Source organism: Streptomyces sp. NPDC048248 (genome assembly GCF_043201875.1).
Classification (GTDB): Bacteria; Actinomycetota; Actinomycetes; order Streptomycetales; family Streptomycetaceae; genus Streptomyces.
In genome coordinates, this window is the sequence record NZ_JBICZL010000004.1 from 481,144 (window position 1) to 500,344 (window position 19,201).

The 19,201-nt window shown below is 70.4% G+C and carries 14 protein-coding genes; 2 read left to right on the top strand and 12 right to left on the bottom strand.

Annotated features, from left to right (window positions below):
• Positions 1-250: 250 nt before the first annotated feature.
• Positions 251-1,264: a polyprenyl synthetase family protein gene (locus tag ACGFZW_RS11070; RefSeq protein ID WP_393892752.1), complete on the bottom strand. Its 1,014-nt coding sequence runs from the start codon at positions 1,262-1,264 to the stop codon at positions 251-253.
• A gap of 614 nt (positions 1,265-1,878) precedes the next feature.
• On the opposite strand from ACGFZW_RS11070, the gene fahA reads away from it, so the two are divergent.
• Positions 1,879-3,141 carry a fumarylacetoacetase gene (gene fahA, locus ACGFZW_RS11075; RefSeq protein WP_393892753.1) on the top strand — a complete coding sequence of 421 codons (1,263 nt, stop codon included), beginning with the start codon at positions 1,879-1,881 and terminating at the stop codon, positions 3,139-3,141.
• Complete coding sequence (locus tag ACGFZW_RS11080) at positions 3,138-4,577, top strand: GPP34 family phosphoprotein (RefSeq protein ID WP_393892754.1); 1,440 nt, start codon at positions 3,138-3,140, stop codon at positions 4,575-4,577. The genes fahA and ACGFZW_RS11080 overlap by 4 nt, the downstream gene beginning before the upstream one ends.
• Before the next feature lie 93 nt (positions 4,578-4,670).
• Here ACGFZW_RS11080 and nuoN read toward each other — a convergent pair whose 3' ends face one another.
• Genes nuoN through ACGFZW_RS11135 form a run of 11 tightly spaced genes read right to left on the bottom strand, consistent with a single transcriptional unit; the run spans position 4,671 to position 19,194 of the window.
• Positions 4,671-6,287: an NADH-quinone oxidoreductase subunit NuoN gene (gene nuoN, locus ACGFZW_RS11085; protein ID WP_393892849.1), complete on the bottom strand. Its 1,617-nt coding sequence runs from the start codon at positions 6,285-6,287 to the stop codon at positions 4,671-4,673.
• A gap of 32 nt (positions 6,288-6,319) precedes the next feature.
• Positions 6,320-7,999 (bottom strand): NADH-quinone oxidoreductase subunit M, encoded by a 1,680-nt coding sequence (locus ACGFZW_RS11090; RefSeq protein ID WP_393892755.1) that lies wholly within the window; start codon positions 7,997-7,999, stop codon positions 6,320-6,322.
• Positions 8,000-8,002: 3 nt separating this feature from the next.
• Positions 8,003-9,949, bottom strand: coding sequence for an NADH-quinone oxidoreductase subunit L (nuoL, locus tag ACGFZW_RS11095; RefSeq protein ID WP_393892756.1), 1,947 nt, complete (start codon positions 9,947-9,949; stop codon positions 8,003-8,005).
• A gap of 13 nt (positions 9,950-9,962) precedes the next feature.
• Positions 9,963-10,262, bottom strand: coding sequence for an NADH-quinone oxidoreductase subunit NuoK (gene nuoK, locus ACGFZW_RS11100; protein ID WP_393892757.1), 300 nt, complete (start codon positions 10,260-10,262; stop codon positions 9,963-9,965).
• Complete coding sequence (locus ACGFZW_RS11105) at positions 10,259-11,128, bottom strand: NADH-quinone oxidoreductase subunit J (RefSeq protein ID WP_393892758.1); 870 nt, start codon at positions 11,126-11,128, stop codon at positions 10,259-10,261. The genes nuoK and ACGFZW_RS11105 overlap by 4 nt, the downstream gene beginning before the upstream one ends.
• A complete protein-coding gene (nuoI, locus tag ACGFZW_RS11110; RefSeq protein WP_393892850.1) occupies positions 11,125-11,760 on the bottom strand; it encodes an NADH-quinone oxidoreductase subunit NuoI in 636 nt (211 codons plus the stop codon). Before nuoI ends, ACGFZW_RS11105 begins: the two co-directional genes overlap by 4 nt.
• A complete protein-coding gene (gene nuoH, locus ACGFZW_RS11115; RefSeq protein WP_393892851.1) occupies positions 11,735-13,147 on the bottom strand; it encodes an NADH-quinone oxidoreductase subunit NuoH in 1,413 nt (470 codons plus the stop codon). The genes nuoI and nuoH overlap by 26 nt, the downstream gene beginning before the upstream one ends.
• On the bottom strand, positions 13,147-15,654 hold the full coding sequence (locus ACGFZW_RS11120; RefSeq protein ID WP_393892759.1) for an NADH-quinone oxidoreductase subunit G: 2,508 nt from the start codon (positions 15,652-15,654) through the stop codon (positions 13,147-13,149). The genes nuoH and ACGFZW_RS11120 overlap by 1 nt, the downstream gene beginning before the upstream one ends.
• On the bottom strand, positions 15,651-17,033 hold the full coding sequence (gene nuoF / locus ACGFZW_RS11125; RefSeq protein ID WP_393892760.1) for an NADH-quinone oxidoreductase subunit NuoF: 1,383 nt from the start codon (positions 17,031-17,033) through the stop codon (positions 15,651-15,653). The genes ACGFZW_RS11120 and nuoF overlap by 4 nt, the downstream gene beginning before the upstream one ends.
• On the bottom strand, positions 17,033-17,875 hold the full coding sequence (gene nuoE / locus ACGFZW_RS11130; RefSeq protein WP_393892761.1) for an NADH-quinone oxidoreductase subunit NuoE: 843 nt from the start codon (positions 17,873-17,875) through the stop codon (positions 17,033-17,035). The genes nuoF and nuoE overlap by 1 nt, the downstream gene beginning before the upstream one ends.
• Entirely contained in the window at positions 17,872-19,194 is a 1,323-nt protein-coding gene (locus tag ACGFZW_RS11135; RefSeq protein ID WP_393892762.1) for an NADH-quinone oxidoreductase subunit D, read from the bottom strand. The genes nuoE and ACGFZW_RS11135 overlap by 4 nt, the downstream gene beginning before the upstream one ends.
• Positions 19,195-19,201: the final 7 nt, after the last annotated feature.

Here is a 19,201-nt window from a genome sequence, read left to right on the forward strand (position 1 = left end):
GCTGCTGCGCTGTGCACTCGTCCACCCTCGGGCTCATGGTGGCCCGTCCGCCGCGTTGTGGTGTTCTCCATCCCACCAAATACATCGGCGCATGGCGTCAGCCCGCGGGTGCAACTCGTCCTACTGCTGAGGGATGACGCCGGGTCAGCGCACGGCGTGACCCGTACGACTGGAGACTGGTCATTCCCTAGGGGATGACCAGGACATCACGGAGAATCCGGCAACGCGGGGAAATCGGCACCGACACAGGTCACCCCGCGCGGTGCACCACCGCGTCGCACAGCCCTTCGAGGGCGGCCTTGGCCGTACAGGCCGGCAGCGGGGCCAGCGTCGCGCGGGCCTCCTCGGCGTAGCGCACGGTGTCCCGGCGGGCCTGCTCCAGCGCCGGGTGGGCGCGCAGCCCGGTCAGCGCCTCGGCGTGCCGGGCGTCGTCGGTGAGGTCGCCGGCCAGCAGCTCGCACAGCGCACGGTCCTCGGGCGTGCCCTGGTCGCTCTCGGCCCGCGCACGCAGATGCAGCACCGGCAGCGTCGGCACGCCCTCGCGCAGGTCCGTGCCGGGCGTCTTGCCGGACTCGTGCGAGTCACTGGCGATGTCCAGGACGTCGTCGGCCAGCTGAAAAGCCGTACCGAGCCGTTCGCCGTACTGGGTGAGGATGTTGACCGTGGACTCCTCGGCGCCCGACATCATCGCGCCGAAGCGGCAGGCGACGGCGACCAGCGAGCCGGTCTTGCCGGCGAGGACGTCGAGGTAGTGGTCGACGGGGTCGCGGCCGTCGCGCGGTCCCGCGGTCTCCAGGATCTGGCCGGTCACCAGGCGCTCGAACGCCTCGGCCTGGATCCGGACCGCCTCGGGACCGAGGTCGGCGAGGATGTGGGAGGCGCGGGCGAACAGGAAGTCGCCGGTCAGGACCGCGAGCGAGTTGCCCCAGCGGGCGTTGGCGCTGGCCACGCCGCGGCGCACATCGGCCTCGTCCATCACGTCGTCGTGGTAGAGCGTCGCCAGGTGCGTCAGCTCCACGACGACGGCCGAGGGCACCACGCCTGGCGTGTAGGGGTCACCGAATTGCGCGGCCAGCATCACCAGCAGCGGACGGAACCGCTTGCCTCCCGCGCGCACGAGATGCTGCGCGGCTTCGGTGATGAACGGCACGTCACTCTTGGTGGCCTCCAGCAGGCCCTCCTCGACAGCCGCCAACCCGGCCTGGACATCGGCCTCAAGAGCCTGGTCCCGCACGCTCAGCCCGAAGGGCCCGACGACGGTCACGAGGGGTACTCCTGTCTGCTGACGATCAAACGGATTGTCGATCTGTCGCTGTCTCCACCATTGGTCAGCGTATCCGGTCCCAGTTCGATCACCGTGAGCGCCCGCCCCTCGAACCACCTCGGAAGCAACCGACCACGGGGCCGGAATGTTCTTGATCACCTATTGATGCGGATTTGCCGTACGCGGGGCGAGGCGGCAAGGCCACCACGGCCCCCAGGAGTCCCTGCTGCCACGCCGGCGCCGGAGGGGCCGGACGGCCGCGAGGACCCTGCCTTCTTCAGTCATCCTCGCCGATGGCTCACCCACCGCACAGGGGCGGGGGGTGCCTTGCGCTTCCCCGGGCGCACAGGGCGTCCGCAACGTACCGGGCGGCACGCGTACGGCCCCTGCCCACCGGGTTTTCCGGACATTGCGCCGACATGGGGCAAGGCGTACCGGCCACCTTGCCAACTGCCCGGTTCGTCCGTCCACAGGCCGCCCCGCGACGCCCCGGCCGCCCGTACTCTGAGCCTCGGACGGACCGGTCGTGGCCGGTCCGTCGACCGACCGGCCAGGACACCCGACCCCGGCCGGCCCGGTCGCCCACCGGCGACGACGCACGCGAGGAGCTGTCCATGCCCGAGCAGAGCCCGTTCGACCTGGCGGAAGGCGATCCCTTCGGCCCGCACACCCTGCCCTACGGCGTGTTCAGCACCGCCGACGCACCCGAGCGGCGCCGTCTCGGCGTCCGCTACGGCAGCCACGTCCTCGACCTGAGCGCACTGTCCGGCGCCGTCCTCACCCCGCACGCCGAGCTGCTCGCCGCGCCCACGCTCAACCCTCTGCTGGCCGCCGGCCGCACCGCCTGGCAGGAGGTCCGCGCGACCGTCCGCGGCGCCCTGACCGACCCCGCGCACCGCCCCGCCGTGGCCCCGCTCCTGCACCCGCTGGACGACGTCACCCTGCACCTCCCCTTCGAGGTCGCCGACTACGTCGACTTCTACGCCAGCGAGCACCACGCCACGAACGTCGGCCGGATCTTCCGCCCGGACGGCGAGGCGCTCACCCCCAACTGGAAGCACCTGCCGATCGGTTACCACGGCCGCTCCGGCACCGTCGTCGTCACCGGCACCCCGGTGGTGCGCCCCAACGGCCAGCGCAAGGCCCCGGCGGATCCCGCCCCGTCCTTCGGCCCCTCCGCCCGCCTGGACATCGAGGCCGAGGTCGGATTCGTCGTGGGCACCCCGTCCGCCCTCCACCAGCCGGTCGGCCTCGACGCCTTCCGCGACCGCGTCTTCGGCGTCTGCCTCGTCAACGACTGGTCCGCACGCGACATCCAGGCGTGGGAGTACGTGCCCCTCGGCCCCTTCCTCGGCAAGTCCTTCGCGACATCCGTCTCCGCCTGGATCACACCCCTCGACGCCCTCGACGAGGCCCGCACACCGCCGCCCGCCCGGGACTTCCCGCTGCTGCCCTACCTCGACGACGCGGACACGGAACCGGGCGGACTCGATCTGCGCATCGAGGTGACCGTCAACGGCGAGACCATCTCCCGCCCGCCCTTCTCCGCCATGTACTGGACGGCCGCCCAGCAGCTCGCCCATATGACGGTCAACGGCGCCTCGCTGCGCACCGGCGATCTGTTCGCCTCCGGCACGGTCTCCGGGCCGGAGCCGGACCAGCTGGGCTGCCTCCTCGAACTCACCCAGGGCAAGGGCCCCTACCTCCAGGACGGCGACGAGGTCACGCTCACGGCCTGGGCACCCGGCCCCGACGGTGCCCGGATCGGCCTCGGCGAGGTCACCGGCCGGATCCTGCCCGCGCCGGCTCCCGCGGCGACCGCGGCCGGGCCCGCCGGATCGGCCGGGCAGCGCACCCCGGCCCCCGAAGCGACGTGACGGGCGCCGCGCAGCCCGCCCTGACCCTCGCCGAGGAACTGCTGCTGCTGGCGTGGGACCCGGTCCGCGGCAGGCCCGTGATCCGGCAGGCGTATCTGGGGTACGGCCTGGCCGGCGCCGCGCTGGCCGATCTGGAGGCCGCCGGCCGGGTCACCGTCGAGCGCGGCGACCGCATCGCGGTCACCACACCGCTGCCGCTGAACGATCCGGTGCTCGACACGGCTCTGGCGGCGCTCCCCGGCCCGGCGAAGCGCAACGGGGTGCGGGCCCACCGGTGGGTCCGCCGCATGGGCCGGTCCTCCCAGGGCCTGTGCGTGCGCCGGCTGGAGGAGCGCGGCGCGCTGCGCAGGGAGGCCCGGCGCGCCCTGGGCCTCTTCCCGCACACCCGCTTCCCGGCCGGCCCGGTGGACCTTCTCGGCCCGGCGCACGCCCGCTTCCGGGCCGCGGTCGAGGCCGGTCTCCCCTACCACCGCTCCCGTCTCCTCGCGGCCCTGGCCTCGGCGACGGGCCTGGACGCGAAGCTGCTGCCCGGCAGCGGCTTCCGGCCCCTGCGCCGCGACCTCAAGCGTCTGGTCAAGGAGGTGTGGACGGTGCGGGCGGTGCGCCGCGCCGTCCAGGAGGACAAGAACTCGGCGAACTCCGGGGGGGTAGCGGGAGCGGCCCCAGAGGCGGCCGGGGCGCGGCCGCGCAGGGCGGCAGGCGCCAGGGGGACACGGCCCGGGGCATGGTGTCCCACGGGGAACCGAGGCCGGACGGGTCCGGGCAGGGACCGGTGCGGCCCACGGCCAGGCCCATCCGGTCGACCCCCGCGTCGGCCTGCCACGCCACAGCCGGACACCAACTCCGTACCGGCGCTGCCGCAACCCGCCGCACACCTGCTCACCGCCGCCCCGGGCCGCGGTCCGGCTGCTAGCCTCACGTTTCCCTGTCCCACAACGGAGGAGACGTACGTGCGCAAGGCAGCACAGTTCGCCGGGGCGGCCGCCATCGCCGCGATGCTGCTCAGCGGTTGCGGAAGCAGCGGCGACAACGGCAAGGAGAGCGCTCCGAGCAAGCAGCCGGAGGCCGGAACGTCGACTCCGGACAGCGACAAGCCCGCGGACAGCAAGACGATCGAGGGCGCCTGGACGACGGAGTCGGCGGACGGGCAGCTCATCCTCGCCATCAGCAAGGGCACCGTCGCGCTCAGCAACGGTCACAAGGCGGCCTGCATCGGCAAGATCCAGGAGATGGCCGGGATGACCATGGCCGCCCTCAAGTGCACCGACGGGGACACCACGCGCACCATGGGCACCCTCAAGTCCGGGTCCGACGGCAACAGCCTGACGATCAACTGGAAGAACGGCCCCACCGAGAAGTACACCAAGTCCACCGACGGCAAGGTGAAGATCCCGGACATGCCGCAGCTGCCCAGCGGCCTGCCCGACGGCAGCTGACCCGCGCCGACGCCGACGGCCGCCGCCCGGCACCCCTCAGGGGACCGGGCGGCGGCCGTCCGCATGCGCGTCGCCCGCGGTGGTGGGCGGTCCTCAGCGTACGAAGACCCCCGCCTGACCTGCCAGATCCAGGAAGTACTGCGGTGCGAGGCCGAGCACCAGGGTGACCGCCACCCCGATCGCGATGGCCGTCGTCGTCAGCGGGCTGGGCACCGCGACCGTCGGGCCGTCCGCCTTCGGCTCGCTGAAGAACATCAGCACGATCACCCGGATGTAGAAGAACGCGGCGATCGCCGACGAGAGCACACCCACGACGACCAGCCAGCCCGCACCGCTCTGCGCCGCCGCCTTGAACACCGCGAACTTTCCGGCGAAGCCGGACGTCAGCGGGATACCGGCGAAGGCCAGCAGAAAGACGGCGAAGACCGCGGCCACCAGTGGCGAACGCCGCCCGAGCCCCGCCCACTTGGACAGATGTGTGGCCTCGCCGCCCGCGTCCCGCACCAGGGTGACCACGGCGAAGGCGCCGAGCGTCACGAAGGAGTAGGCGGCGAGATAGAAGAGCACCGAGGAGACGCCGTCCTCGCTGGTGGCGATGACACCGGCGAGGATGAAGCCGGCGTGCGCGATGGAGGAGTACGCCAGCAGCCGCTTGATGTCGGTCTGGGTGATCGCGACGATCGCACCGCCCAGCATCGTGACGATCGCGACGCCCCACATCACCGGCCGCCAGTCCCAGCGCATGCCCGGGAGGACGACGTACAGCAGGCGCAGCAGCGCACCGAAGGCCGCGACCTTGGTGGCCGCCGCCATGAAGCCGGTGACCGGGGTCGGAGCGCCTTGGTAGACGTCCGGGGTCCACATGTGGAAGGGGACCGCGCCGACCTTGAACAGCAGGCCCATCAGCACCAGCGCCGCGCCGATCAGCAGCAGCGCGTCATTGCCCATCGTCCCGGCCAGCGCCGGGTCGATCTGCTTCGCGCCGTCCGCGACGACCTCGGCGATCCCGGCGTAGGTGACGGTGCCGGAGTAGCCGTACAGCAGGGCGATGCCGAACAGGAGGAAGGCGGAGGAGAACGCACCGAGCAGGAAGTACTTCACCGCCGCTTCCTGCGAGAGCAGCCGCTGACGGCGGGCCAGCGCGCACAGGATGTACAGCGGGAGGGAGAAGACCTCCAACGCGATGAACAGCGTCAGCAGGTCGTTGGCCGCCGGGAAGACGAGCATGCCGCCGACCGCGAAGAGAGCGATCGGGAAGACCTCGGTGGTGGTGAAACCGGCCTTGACCGCGGCCCGTTCCGCCTCGCCGCCCGGCACCGCGGCGGCCTGGGCGGCGAAGGAGTCCACCCGATTGCCGTGCGCCGCCGGGTCGAGCCGGCGCTCGGCGAAGGTGAAGACGGCGACCAGGGACACCAGCAGGATCGTGCCCTGCAGGAACAGTGCGGGGCCGTCGACGGCGATGGCGCCCATCGCGGCGACGTGGGCCTTGGACGAGCCGAAGCCGCCGGCGGCCAGACCGATCACCGCGGCGAACCCGGCGGCCAGCGCCACCACGGACAGCAGCAGCTGGGCGTAATAGCGGCTGCGGCGCGGCAGGAACGCCTCGAACAGGACCCCGACGACCGCGGCGCCGAGGACGATCAGCGTGGGCGACAGCTGGGCGTATTCGATGTGCGGCGCGGGGATCCTGCCCGGCGCCTCGGCCGCCATTGTCCACAGGCTGTGGACACTTGCCACGGAACTCACTTCGCGGCCTCCACGTCTTGATCACGCGCGGCGTGGCCGTGGCCTCCGCCGGGCACGGCGTCCACCCGCACAGCGGGCTTGGGGTCCTTCTTGTCCACGACGGACAGGGTGTGCTCCACCGCGGGGTTGACGATGTCGGTGAGCGGCTTGGGGTACACCCCGAGGAAGAGCAGCAGCGCGATCAGCGGCGCCACCACCACCAGCTCGCGGACCTTGAGGTCCGGCATGCCGCGCACCTCGGCCTTCACCGGCCCGGTCATCGTCCGCTGGTAGAGGACGAGGACGTAGAGCGCGGCGAGGACGATGCCGGCGGTGGCGATGATGCCGATGACCGGATAGCGGCTGAACGTGCCGACCAGGACCAGGAATTCGCTGATGAACGGTGCCAGGCCGGGCAGCGAGAGGGTCGCGAGCCCGCCGATGAGGAAGGTGCCCGCGAGGACCGGGGCGACCTTCTGGACACCGCCGTAGTCCGCGATCAGACGCGAGCCGCGGCGGCTGATCAGGAAGCCGGCCACCAGCATCAACGCGGCCGTCGAGATGCCGTGGTTGACCATGTAGAGCGTCGCGCCGCCCTGGCCCTGGGAGGTCATCGCGAAGATGCCCAGGACGATGAACCCGAAGTGGGAGATGGAGGCGTAGGCGATCAGACGCTTGATGTCCCGTTGGCCGACGGCGAGCAGCGCGCCGTAGATCACGCTGATCACCGCGAGGACCAGGATGACCGGGGTGGCCCAGCTGCTGGCCTCGGGGAAGAGCTGGAGGCAGAAGCGGAGCATCGCGAACGTGCCGACCTTGTCGACGACCGCGGTGATCAGCACCGCGATCGGCGCGGTCGACTCGCCCATGGCGTTGGGCAGCCAGGTGTGCAGCGGCCACAGCGGAGCCTTCACCGCGAAGGCGAAGAAGAAGCCGAGGAAGAGCAGCCGTTCGGTGCCCGTGCCGAGGTCCAGCTGACCGGACGCCCGCGCCTCGACGATCTGCTGCAGCGAGAAGGTGCCGGCGCCGAGCTGGTCGGCGGTGGCGGCGTACAGCCCGATCACCGCGGCCAGCATGATCAGGCCGCCGACGAGGTTGTAGAGCAGGAACTTCACCGCGGCGTACGAGCGCTGGGTGGCGGCCTGCTCCTCGCCGTGCTGCCCGGCGCGGTCCCCGAAACCTCCGATGAGGAAGTACATCGGGATCAGCATGGCTTCGAAGAAGATGTAGAAGAGGAAGACGTCGGTGGCCTCGAAGGAGATGATCACCATCGCCTCGACGGCCAGGATCAGCGCGAAGAAGCCCTGGGTGGGCCGCCAGCGCCGGCCGGCCTCCGCCGCGGCCGCGTCGTCGCCGGCCGCGGTCTCCAGCGGGTCGGCGTCATGCCAGCCCGCCAGGATCACGAAGGGGATCAGCAGGGCGGTCAGCGCGATCAGAGCGACCGCGATGCCGTCCACGCCGAGTTCGTAGCGGACCCCGAAGTCGCTGATCCAGGCGTGTGATTCGGTCAGCTGGAAGGGGCCCTCGGCCCCGGGCCGAAAGCGGACCGCGATCACGACGGCCAGCACGAAGGTGGCCAGCGAGAACAGCAGCGCCAGCCATTTGGCCGCGGTGCGCTTGGCGGCGGGCACCGCGGCGGTGGCGATCGCTCCGATCGCCGGCACCACGGCGGTCGCCGTCAGCAGTGGAAAGGACATGGCTCAGACACCCCTCATCAGCAGGGTCGCGGCGACGAGCACGGCGGCCCCGCCCAACATCTGGACTGCGTAGGAGCGGACGAAGCCGGTCTGCAACTTGCGCAGCCTGCCGGAGAGTCCGCCCATCGTGGCCGCCGTGCCGTTGACCGCGCCGTCCACCAGGGAGTGGTCGAGGTAGACGAGCGTGCGGGTGAGATGCTCGCCGCCCCGCACCAGGACGACATGGTTGAAGTCGTCCTGGAGCAGATCGCGGCGGGCGGCCCGGGTCAGCAGCGAGCCGCGCGGGGCGAGGCCCGGGACGGGCTTGCGGCCGTACATCAGCCAGGCGACGCCGACGCCGATGAGCATCACCACGACCGTGGCGGAGGTGACCGTGGTGGCACTGAGCGGGGAGTGGCCGTGCTCGAAGGAGGTGACCGGCTCCAGCCACTTCACGAAGACTTCGTTGATGCTGAACAGTCCACCGGCGAAGACCGATCCGAAGGCCAGCACGATCATCGGGATCGTCATGGTCTTCGGGGACTCGTGCGGATGGGGAGCGGTGTATTCGCCGCGCGTCTCCGCCGCGGGCTCGGCGGACGGCTCGGCGGGCGACGGGGTCGGCGCCTTGCGCCAGCGCTCCTCGCCGAAGAACGTCATCAGCATCACCCGCGTCATGTAGAACGCGGTGATCGCGGCGCCCAGCAGGGCCGCGCCGCCGAGGATCCAGCCCTCGGTGCCGCCCTTGGCGAAGGCCGCCTCGATGATCTTGTCCTTGGAGAAGAACCCGGACAGGCCCGGGAAGCCGATGATCGCCAGATAGCCGAGGCCGAAGGTGATGAAGGTGATCGGCATGTACTTGCGCAGGCCGCCGTAACGGCGCATGTCCACCTCGTCGTTCATCCCGTGCATCACGGAACCGGCGCCGAGGAAGAGGCCCGCCTTGAAGAAGCCGTGGGTGACCAGGTGCATGATCGCGAAGGCGTAGCCGATCGGGCCGAGGCCGGCGGCCAGCACCATGTAGCCGATCTGCGACATCGTCGAACCGGCAAGTGCTTTCTTGATGTCGTCCTTGGCGCAACCGACGATCGCACCGAAGAGCAGCGTGACCGCGCCGACCACGACGACGGCCGTCTGGGCGTCCGGGGCGGCGTTGAAGATCGCTCCGGAGCGGGTGATCAGATACACGCCGGCGGTGACCATCGTGGCGGCGTGGATCAGGGCCGAGACCGGGGTCGGGCCCTCCATCGCGTCGCCCAGCCAGGACTGCAGCGGCACCTGCGCCGACTTGCCGCAGGCGGCCAGCAGCAGCATCAGCCCGATGGCCGTCAGCGTGCCCTCGCCGGTGCCACCGGTCGCGGCGAGCACGGGTCCGAAGGCGAACGTCCCGAAGGTCGTGAACATCAGCATGATCGCGATGGACAGGCCGACGTCACCGACGCGGTTGACGAGGAACGCCTTCTTGGCGGCGGTGGCCGCGCTGGGCTTGTGCTGCCAGAAGCCGATCAGCAGGTACGAGGCGAGACCGACGCCCTCCCAGCCGACGTACAGCAGAAGGTAGTTGTCGGCGAGGACGAGCAGCAGCATCGCCGCGAGGAAGAGATTGAGGTAGCCGAAGAAGCGGCGCCGCCGCTCGTCGTGCTCCATGTAGCCGATCGAGTAGAGGTGGATCAGGGATCCGACCCCGGTGATCAGCAGGACGAAGGTCATCGACAACTGGTCGAGCTGGAAGGCGAGGTCGGCCTGGAAGCCGCCGACCGGGATCCAGCTGAACAGGTGCTGGTGCAGGGCACGGTCCTCGGCGCCCTTGCCGAGCATGTCGGCGAAGAGCACCACGGCGACGGCGAAGGAAGCGGCCGCCAGGAGCGTGCCGATCCAGTGGCCGGCGCGGTCGAGTCGTTTGCCGCCGCACAACAGCAGGGCCGCACCGACCAGCGGTGCCGCGACAAGCAGCGCGATCAAGTTCTCCACTTTGTGCGACCCCTTACAGCTTCATCAGGCTGGCGTCGTCGACCGAGGCCGTATGGCGGGTGCGGAAGATCGACACGATGATCGCCAGGCCGACCACGACCTCGGCCGCGGCGACGACCATCGTGAAGAACGCGATGATCTGGCCGTCCAGATTTCCGTGCATCCGCGAGAAGGCCACGAAGGCGAGATTGCAGGCGTTCAGCATCAGTTCGATGCACATGAACACCACGATGGCGTTCCGCCTGATCAGCACCCCGGCCGCGCCGATGGTGAACAGCAGGGCGGCGAGATAGAGGTAGTAGACCGGGTTCATTTCTTGGCCTCCTCCTTCGGCGAGGCGGCGCCCGGTCCCGAGGTCCTGGGAGCCTCGGGCTCGGTGTCCCGCTCCAGCCACTCCTCGGAGCGCCGCTCCAGCGCCTTCAGTTCGGCGAGCGACTCACCCGAGACATCGCGGATCTGGCCGCGCTGGCGCAGCGTCGGGCTGACGGTCAGGTCGGATGTGGTGCCGTCCGGCAGCAGCCCGGGGATGTCCACCGCGTTGTGCCGGGCGTAGACACCGGGGGCGGGCAGCGGCGGTACCTGCTTGCCTTCCCTGACCCGCGCCTCGGCCTGCTCGCGCTGGGTCCTGGCGCGCTCCGTGCGCTCCCGGTGGGTGAGCACCATGGCGCCGACGGCCGCCGTGATCAGCAACGCGCCGGTGAGCTCGAAGGCGAAGACGTACTTGGTGAAGATGAGTGCGGCCAGGCCCTGTACGTTGCCGCCGGCGTTGGCCTGGCCTAGGCCGTTGAACTCCTTGAGCGAGGCGTTGCCGATGCCCGCGATGAGCAGGATGCCGAAGCCGATGCCCACACCGGCGGCGAGCCAGCGCTGGCCCTTGAGCGTCTCCTTGAGGGAGTCGGCCGCGGTGACGCCGACCAGCATGACGACGAAGAGGAACAGCATCATGATGGCGCCGGTGTAGACCACGATCTGCACGACGCCGAGGAAGTAGGCCCCGTTGGCGAGGTAGAAGACCGCCAGGATGATCATGGTCCCGGCGAGCGACAGGGCACTGTGCACGGCCCGCTTCATCAAGACCGTGCACAGCGCGCCGAGGACGGCGACGACGCCCAGGATCCAGAACTGCACGGCCTCCCCTGTCGAGGTCGTGGAAGCCGCAGCGGCGGCGAGGGAGTTCATCGCTCGGTCACCTCCCGCGCCGCGGGCTCGTTCGGACCGGTCGTGGCGGCGGCCTCCTGCGGCGCCTCGCCCTTGGAGACGGCGGTCTGCCGGACGGTGCCGGGCGCGGCCTCGGTCACCAGACCGTTGTAGTAGTCCTTCTCCGTCATGCCGGGGAAGATCGCGTGCGGTGAGTCGACCATCGTGTCCTGCAGGCCCGCGAGCAGCTCTTCCTTGGTGTAGATGAGCGAGGTGCGGGAGCTGTCGGCGAGTTCGTACTCGTTGGTCATGGTCAGCGCGCGGGTCGGGCAGGCCTCCACGCACAGGCCGCACAGAATGCAGCGCAGGTAGTTGATCTGGTAGACGCGGCCGTAGCGCTCACCCGGGGAGTAGCGTTCCTCCTCGGTGTTGTCCGCGCCCTCGACGTAGATCGCGTCCGCCGGGCAGGCCCAGGCGCACAGCTCGCAGCCGATGCACTTCTCCAGCCCGTCCGGATGGCGGTTGAGCTGGTGCCTGCCGTGGAAGCGGGGCGCCGTCGGCTTCTTCTCCTCCGGGTACTGCTCGGTCAGCCGCTTCTTGAACATGGCCTTGAAGGTCACGCCGAAGCCGGCCACGGGGTTCTGGAACTCAGGCACCGTCGCCCCCCTTTCCATCGATTCCGTTTCCGTCACTGACAGTGTCCACTCCGCCACTGACAATCAACTCGCGCTCCTCGCCCGTCGCCCGGGAGGACCCCCAGCGGGGTCGTCGGCGCGGCACGGGAGGCAGGCTCTGTCCGGGCAGCGGGGGTACGGGGAAGCCGCCGGCCATCGGGTCGAAGACACCGTCGCCGTCCGTCTCCTCCTCCTTCTCGCCGCGCCGGAAGAAGTCCACGACGAGCGAGATCAGCAGCAGGGCGACCGCGGCCCCTGCGACGTACAGCACGATCTCCTGGAACTGGTAGCCCTCGTTCTTCAGCGCCCGGACGGTCGCGACGAGCATCAGCCAGACCATCGAGACCGGGATCAGGACCTTCCAGCCCAGCTTCATGAACTGGTCGTAGCGCACCCGCGGAAGGGTGCCGCGCAGCCAGATGAAGAAGAACAGCAGCAGCTGGACCTTGATGACGAACCAGAGCAGCGGCCACCAGCCGTGGTTGGCGCCCTCCCAGAAGGCGCTGATCGGGTACGGGGCCCGCCAGCCGCCCAGGAAGAGGGTCACCGCCACCGCGGAGACGGTGACCATGTTGATGTACTCGGCGAGCATGAACATCGCGAACTTGATGGACGAGTACTCGGTGTTGAACCCGCCGACGAGGTCGCCCTCGGACTCCGGCATGTCGAACGGCGCGCGGTTGGTCTCGCCCACCATCGCGACGATGTAGATGATGAAGGACACCGGCAACAGGAGGACGTACCACTTGCTCTGCTGCGACTCCACGATCGTCGAGGTCGACATCGACCCGGAGTAGAGGAAGACCGCCGCGAAGGAGATACCCATCGCGATCTCGTAGCTGATCATCTGCGCGCACGAGCGCAGACCGCCGAGCAGTGGGTACGTCGAGCCCGATGACCAGCCGGCCAGCACGATGCCGTAGATGCCGATGGAGGCCGTGGCCAGGATGTAGAGGATGCCGATCGGCAGGTCGGTCAGCTGCATCGGGGTGCGCTGGCCGAAGATCGAGATCTCGTTGTCCGCCGGGCCGAACGGGATCACCGCGACGGCCATGAAGGCCGGTACGGCCGCCACGATCGGCGCGAGGATGTAGACGACCTTGTCGGCCCGCTTGACGACCAGGTCCTCCTTCAGCATCAGCTTGATGCCGTCGGCGAGGGACTGGAGCATGCCCCAGGGGCCGTGCCGGTTGGGCCCGATGCGCAGCTGCATCCAGGCCACGACCTTGCGTTCCCAGACGATGGAGAAGAGCACCGTCAGCATCAGGAACGCGAAGCAGAAGACCGCCTTGATGACGACGAGCCACCACGGATCGCGGCCGAACATCGACAGGTCTTCCTGCGCCAGCGCCGTTCCCGCGACGGCCAGTTGATCGAGCCGCTCCATCATGCGTCCCCTCCCTCAACCGGCTCCGGCGTACCGGCGACGGCGGAGACCTTCACCAGGTCACCGGGGCGCGCCCCGGTGTCGGCGGCCACGCCACCGCCCACGGAATTCAGCGGCAGCCACACCACCCGGTCGGGCATCGGTGTCACCTGGAGGGGCAGCCGCACCGAGCCGGCCGGCCCGGTGACCGCCAGCAGGTCGCCGTCCTTGACGCCGCTCTCCTGCGCGGTGGCCTGCGACAGCCGGGCGACGGCGGGGTGCCGGGTGCCGGCCAGCGCCTCGTCGCCCTCCTGGAGCCGCCCCCGGTCCAGCAGCAGCCGGTGCCCGGCGAGGACCGCCTCGCCCGGTTCCGGACGGGGCAGCGGACGTCCGCTCTCCAGCGGCTCACCGGCGTACGGTCCGCTCCAGCCGCCGAGCCGGTCCAGCTCGTGGCGTACCGAGCGGATGTCGGGCAGCGCGAGGTGCACATCGAGGGCGTCGGCGAGCATGTGCAGGACCCGGGCGTCCGGCAGGAGGTGCCTGCGGGTCATCTGGTCGGGCTTGAGCGCGGCCTCGAACAGCCGGGCCCTGCCCTCCCAGTTGAGGAAGGTGCCGGCCTTCTCGACCACCGCCGCCACCGGCAGGACCACATCGGCCCGCTCGGTGACCGCCGAGGGCCGCAGCTCCAGGCTGACCAGGAAGCCGACCTCGTCCAGCGCGGTCGTCGCGCGGGCCGGGTCCGGCAGGTCCGCGATCTCGACGCCGGAGACCAGCAGTGCGCCGATCTCGCCGGTGGCCGCGGCCTCGATGATCTGGCCGGTGTCCCGGCCGTGCCGGTGCGGGAGCGCCGCCACACCCCAGGCAGCGGCGACCTCGTCGCGCGCCCGCGGGTCGGTGGCCGGCCGGCCACCGGGCAGCAGACCGGGCAGCGCGCCGGCCTCGATGGCGCCGCGTTCACCGGCCCGGCGGGGAATCCACACCAGTTCGGCGCCGGTGGCGGACGCGGCACGGACCGCGGCGGTCAGCGCGCCGGGCACCGAGGCCAGCCGCTCCCCGACGACGATGACCGCGCCCTCGGACCGCAGCGCTTCGGCGGCGACGCGCCCCTCGCCCTCCAGGCCGACCCCGCCCGCGAGCGCGTCCAGCCATTCGGTCTCGGTGCCGGGCGCGGCCGGCAGCAGCGTCCCGCCGGCCTTGATCAGTCCGCGGGAGGCGTAGGGCGCCAGGCCGTAGGTGCGCTGCCCGCTCTTGCGGTGCGCCTTGCGCAGCCGCAGGAAGACGCCCGGGGCCTCCTCCTCGGCCTCGATACCGGCCAGCAGCACGGCCGGTGCCTTCTCCAGCGAGTTGTAGGTGACACCCCCGCCGTCCAGGTCGCGGCCGCGCCCGGCGACCCTGGCCGCCAGGAAGTCTGCCTCCTCCGCGCTGTGCGGCCGCGCCCGGAAGTCGACGTCGTTGGTCTCCAGCGCGATCCGGGCGAACTTGGCGTAGGCGTAGGCGTCCTCGACGGTCAGCCGGCCGCCGGTCAGGACGCCGGTGCGCCCCTTGGCTGCCGCGAGTCCGCGGGCGGCGGCCTCCAGGGCCTCCGGCCAGCTCGCCGGCTCCAGTTCACCGGAGTCCGCGTTGCGTACGAGCGGGTGCTCGAGCCGGTCACGCTGCTGCGCGTAACGGAAGCCGAACCGCCCCTTGTCGCAGACCCATTCCTCATTGACCTCGGGGTCGTTCTGCGCCATCCGCCGCATGACCTTGCCGCGCCGGTGGTCGGTGCGGGTCGCGCAGCCGCCCGCGCAGTGCTCGCACACCGACGGCGAGGAGACCAGGTCGAAGGGGCGGGAGCGGAAGCGGTAGGCGGCCGAGGTGAGCGCACCGACCGGGCAGATCTGAATCGTGTTGCCGGAGAAGTACGACACGAACGGGTCGCCCTCGCCGGTGCCGACCTGCTGGAGGGCACCGCGCTCGAGCAGTTCGATCATCGGATCGCCGGCGATCTGATTGCTGAAGCGGGTGCAGCGCGCGCACAGCACGCACCGCTCGCGGTCCAGCAGCACCTGGGTGGAGATCGGCACCGGCTTCTCGAACGTCCGCTTCTTGCCCTCGAAGCGGGTGTCGGTGTCGCCGACCTGCATCGCCTGGTTCTGCAGCGGGCACTCGCCGCCCTTGTCGCAGACCGGGCAGTCCAGCGGGTGGTTGATCAGCAGCAGCTCCATCACACCGCGCTGGGCCTTCTCGGCCACCGGCGAGGTGAGCTGCGACTTGACGACCATGCCGTCGGTGCAGGTGATGGTGCACGAAGCCATCGGCTTGCGCTGGCCCTCGACCTCGACGATGCACTGCCGGCAGGCGCCGGCCGGGTCGAGCAGCGGGTGGTCGCAAAAGCGCGGGATCTCGATGCCGAGGAGTTCGGCGGCGCGGATGACCAGCGTCCCCTTGGGGACGGAGATCTCGATGCCGTCGATCGTCAGGGAGACGAGGTCTTCCGGCGGGATCGCCGCCTCGCCACCCCCGTTGGGGGCATTTGTCGTGACGGTCATGCATTCACCCCCAGGTGAGCGTTGTGGTCCGCCCAGACGGTCGACTTGGCGGGGTCGAAGGGGCAGCCCTTGCCGGTGATGTGCTGCTCGTATTCCTCGCGGAAGTACTTGAGCGAGGAGAAGATCGGCGAGGCGGCGCCGTCGCCGAGGGCGCAGAAGGACTTGCCGTTGATGTTGTCGGCGATGTCGTTGAGCTTGTCGAGGTCGTCCATCCGGCCCTTGCCGGCCTCGATGTCGCGGAGCAACTGCACCAGCCAGTAGGTGCCTTCGCGGCAGGGTGTGCACTTGCCGCAGGACTCGTGCGCGTAGAACTCCGTCCAGCGGGTCACCGCGCGCACCACGCAGGTGGTCTCGTCGAAGCACTGCAGCGCCTTGGTGCCGAGCATCGATCCGGCCGCGCCGACGCCCTCGTAGTCGAGCGGGACGTCGAGGTGCTCCTCGGTGAACATCGGGGTGGAGGAGCCGCCGGGCGTCCAGAACTTCAGCCGGTGGCCGGCCCGCATACCGCCGCTCATGTCCAGCAGCTGGCGCAGGGTGATGCCCAGCGGGGCTTCGTACTGGCCGGGATTGGTGACGTGGCCGCTGAGGGAGTAGAGCGTGAAGCCCGGGGACTTCTCGCTGCCCATGGACCGGAACCAGTCCTTGCCCCGGTTCATGAGCGCGGGAACCGACGCGATGGACTCGACGTTGTTCACCACGGTGGGGCAGGCGTAGAGGCCCGCCACCGCCGGGAAGGGGGGACGCAGCCGGGGCTGTCCGCGCCGGCCTTCGAGCGAGTCCAGCAGCGCGGTCTCCTCACCGCAGATGTAGGCGCCCGCGCCCGCGTGCACGATGACATCCAGGTCGAGCCCCGAGCCGAGGATGTTCTTGCCGAGGTAGCCCGCCGCGTACGCCTCACGGACGGCCTCGTGCAGCCGCCGCAGGACGGGCACGACCTCTCCGCGCAGGTAGATGAAGGCGTGGTTCGACCGGATCGCGTGGCAGGCGATCACGATGCCCTCGATGAGGGAGTGCGGATTGGCGAAGAGGAGCGGGATGTCCTTGCAGGTCCCGGGCTCCGATTCATCGGCGTTGACGACGAGGTAGTGCGGTTTGCCGTCGCCCTGCGGGATGAACTGCCATTTCATGCCGGTCGGGAAGCCTGCGCCGCCGCGGCCGCGCAGACCGGCGTCCTTGACGTAGGCGATGACGTCGTCCGGCGGCATGGCGAGCGCCTTGCGCATGCCCTCGTATCCGTCGTGCCGCCGGTAGGTCTCCAGCGTCCAGGATCCGGGCTGGTCCCAGAAGGCGGACAGCACCGGCGCGAGGAGCTTCTCGGGGCTGACCTCTCCCCCGACCTCGGGCCCGGCGGTACCGCCGTTCTCGGCTGCCACCGTCATCACTCCCCCTCCTCGGCTGCGGGCCCGGCCGGGTGGTGCGGATCGGAGGCCGAGGTCTCTTGTGGTGCGTCGTGCGAGCTGGGGTGCGTGGGCCGCTGCTGCCCCTTGGGGTGGTCGGCGGTGCGCGGGGAGATGACGTGGTCAGCGCCGCGTCCGGGAACGCCTTCCCCCTTGGCGAGGCGCAGTCCGACCAGGGAGGCGGGGCCCGCCCCGCCGGACGCCTCGACGGCACCGGGCCGCTCGTCGGGGAACCCGGCGAGCATCCGTGCGGTGTCCTTGTACGTGCACAGCGGCGCGCCGCGGGTGGGCTCGACGGTCCGTCCGGCACGCAGGTCGTCGACCAGCTGCTTGGCACTCTGCGGGGTCTGGTTGTCGAAGAATTCCCAGTTGACCATCACGACGGGCGCGAAGTCACAGGCGGCGTTGCACTCGATGTGTTCGAGGGTGACGGAGCCGTCCTCGGTGGTCTCGCCGTTGCCGACGCCGAGGTGTTCCTTCAGTTCGTCGAAGATGGCGTCGCCGCCCATCACCGCGCACAGGGTGTTGGTGCAGACCCCGACCTGGTAGTCGCCGCCCGGCTTGCGCCGGTACATGGAGTAGAAGGTCGAGACCGCCGTGACCTCGGCCGTGGTCAGGCCGAGCTGTTCGGCGCAGAAGCGGACGCCGGTGCGGGTGACGTGCCCCTCCTCGGACTGCACGAGGTGCAGCAGCGGCAGCAGCGCGGAGCGCGAGCCGGGGTAGCGGGCGATCACCTCCTTGGCGTCGGCCTCGAGCCGGGCCCGTACGTCTGCCGGGTAATCGGGGGCGGGGAGCTGCGGCATCCCCAAACTGACGTCGCTCACCGGTCGACGCCTCCCATCACGGGGTCGATGGACGCGACGGCGACGATGACGTCGGCGACCTGGCCGCCTTCGCACATGGCCGCCATGGCCTGGAGATTGGTGAAGGACGGGTCGCGGAAGTGCACGCGGTAGGGGCGGGTGCCGCCGTCGCTGACCACGTGCACCCCCAGCTCGCCCTTGGGCGACTCCACCGCGGTGTACGCCTGGCCCGGCGGGACCCGGAAGCCCTCCGTCACCAGCTTGAAGTGGTGGATCAGGGCCTCCATCGAGGTGCCCATGATCTTCTTGATGTGGTCGAGGGAGTTGCCGAGTCCGTCCGGTCCCATGGCGAGCTGGGCGGGCCAGGCGATCTTCTTGTCCGCGACCATCACCGGTCCCGGCTCCAGCCGGTCCAGGCACTGCTCGACGATCCGCAGCGACTGGCGCATCTCCTCGAGACGGATCAGGAACCGGCCGTAGGAGTCGCAGGTGTCGGCGGTCGGCACCTCGAAGTCGTAGGTGTCGTAGCCGCAGTAGGGCTGCGTCTTGCGCAGGTCGTGCGGCAGCCCGGCGGAGCGCAGCACCGGGCCGGTGGCACCGGTGGCCAGGCAGCCGGCCAGATCGAGGTAGCCGATGCCCTCCATGCGGCCCTTGAAGACCGGATTGCCGGTGGCGAGCTTGTCGTACTCGTGGAGGTTCCTGCGCATCGTCTTGATGAAGGCGCGTACCTGGTCGACGGCGCCCGCGGGCAGATCCTGGGCCAGTCCGCCGGGGCGGATGTAGGCGTGGTTCATCCGCAGACCGGTGATCAACTCGTAGATGTCGAGGATGAGCTCACGGTCGCGGAAGCCGTAGATCATGATCGTCGTGGCGCCCAGCTCCATACCGCCGGTGGCGATGGCCACCAGGTGGGAGGAGAGCCGGTTGAGCTCCATCAGGAGCACGCGGATGACGGTGGCCCGGTCGGGCACCTGCTCGGTGATGCCGAGCAGCTTCTCCACGGCCAGGCAGTACGCCGTCTCGTTGAAGAAGGGGGTGAGGTAATCCATCCTCGTGACGAAGGTCGTGCCCTGGGTCCACGTGCGGTATTCGAGGTTCTTCTCGATGCCGGTGTGCAGATAGCCGATGCCGCAGCGGGCCTCGGTGACGGTCTCGCCGTCGATCTCCAGGATCAGCCGGAGCACGCCGTGCGTGGAGGGGTGCTGCGGCCCCATGTTGACGATGATCCGCTCGTCGTCGGACTTCGCGGCCGCCGCGGCGACCTCGTCCCAGTCACCGCCGGTGACGGTGTAGACCGTGCCTTCGGTCGTCTCGCGGGGCGTTGCGTGCGAGGTACTCATCGGGTTC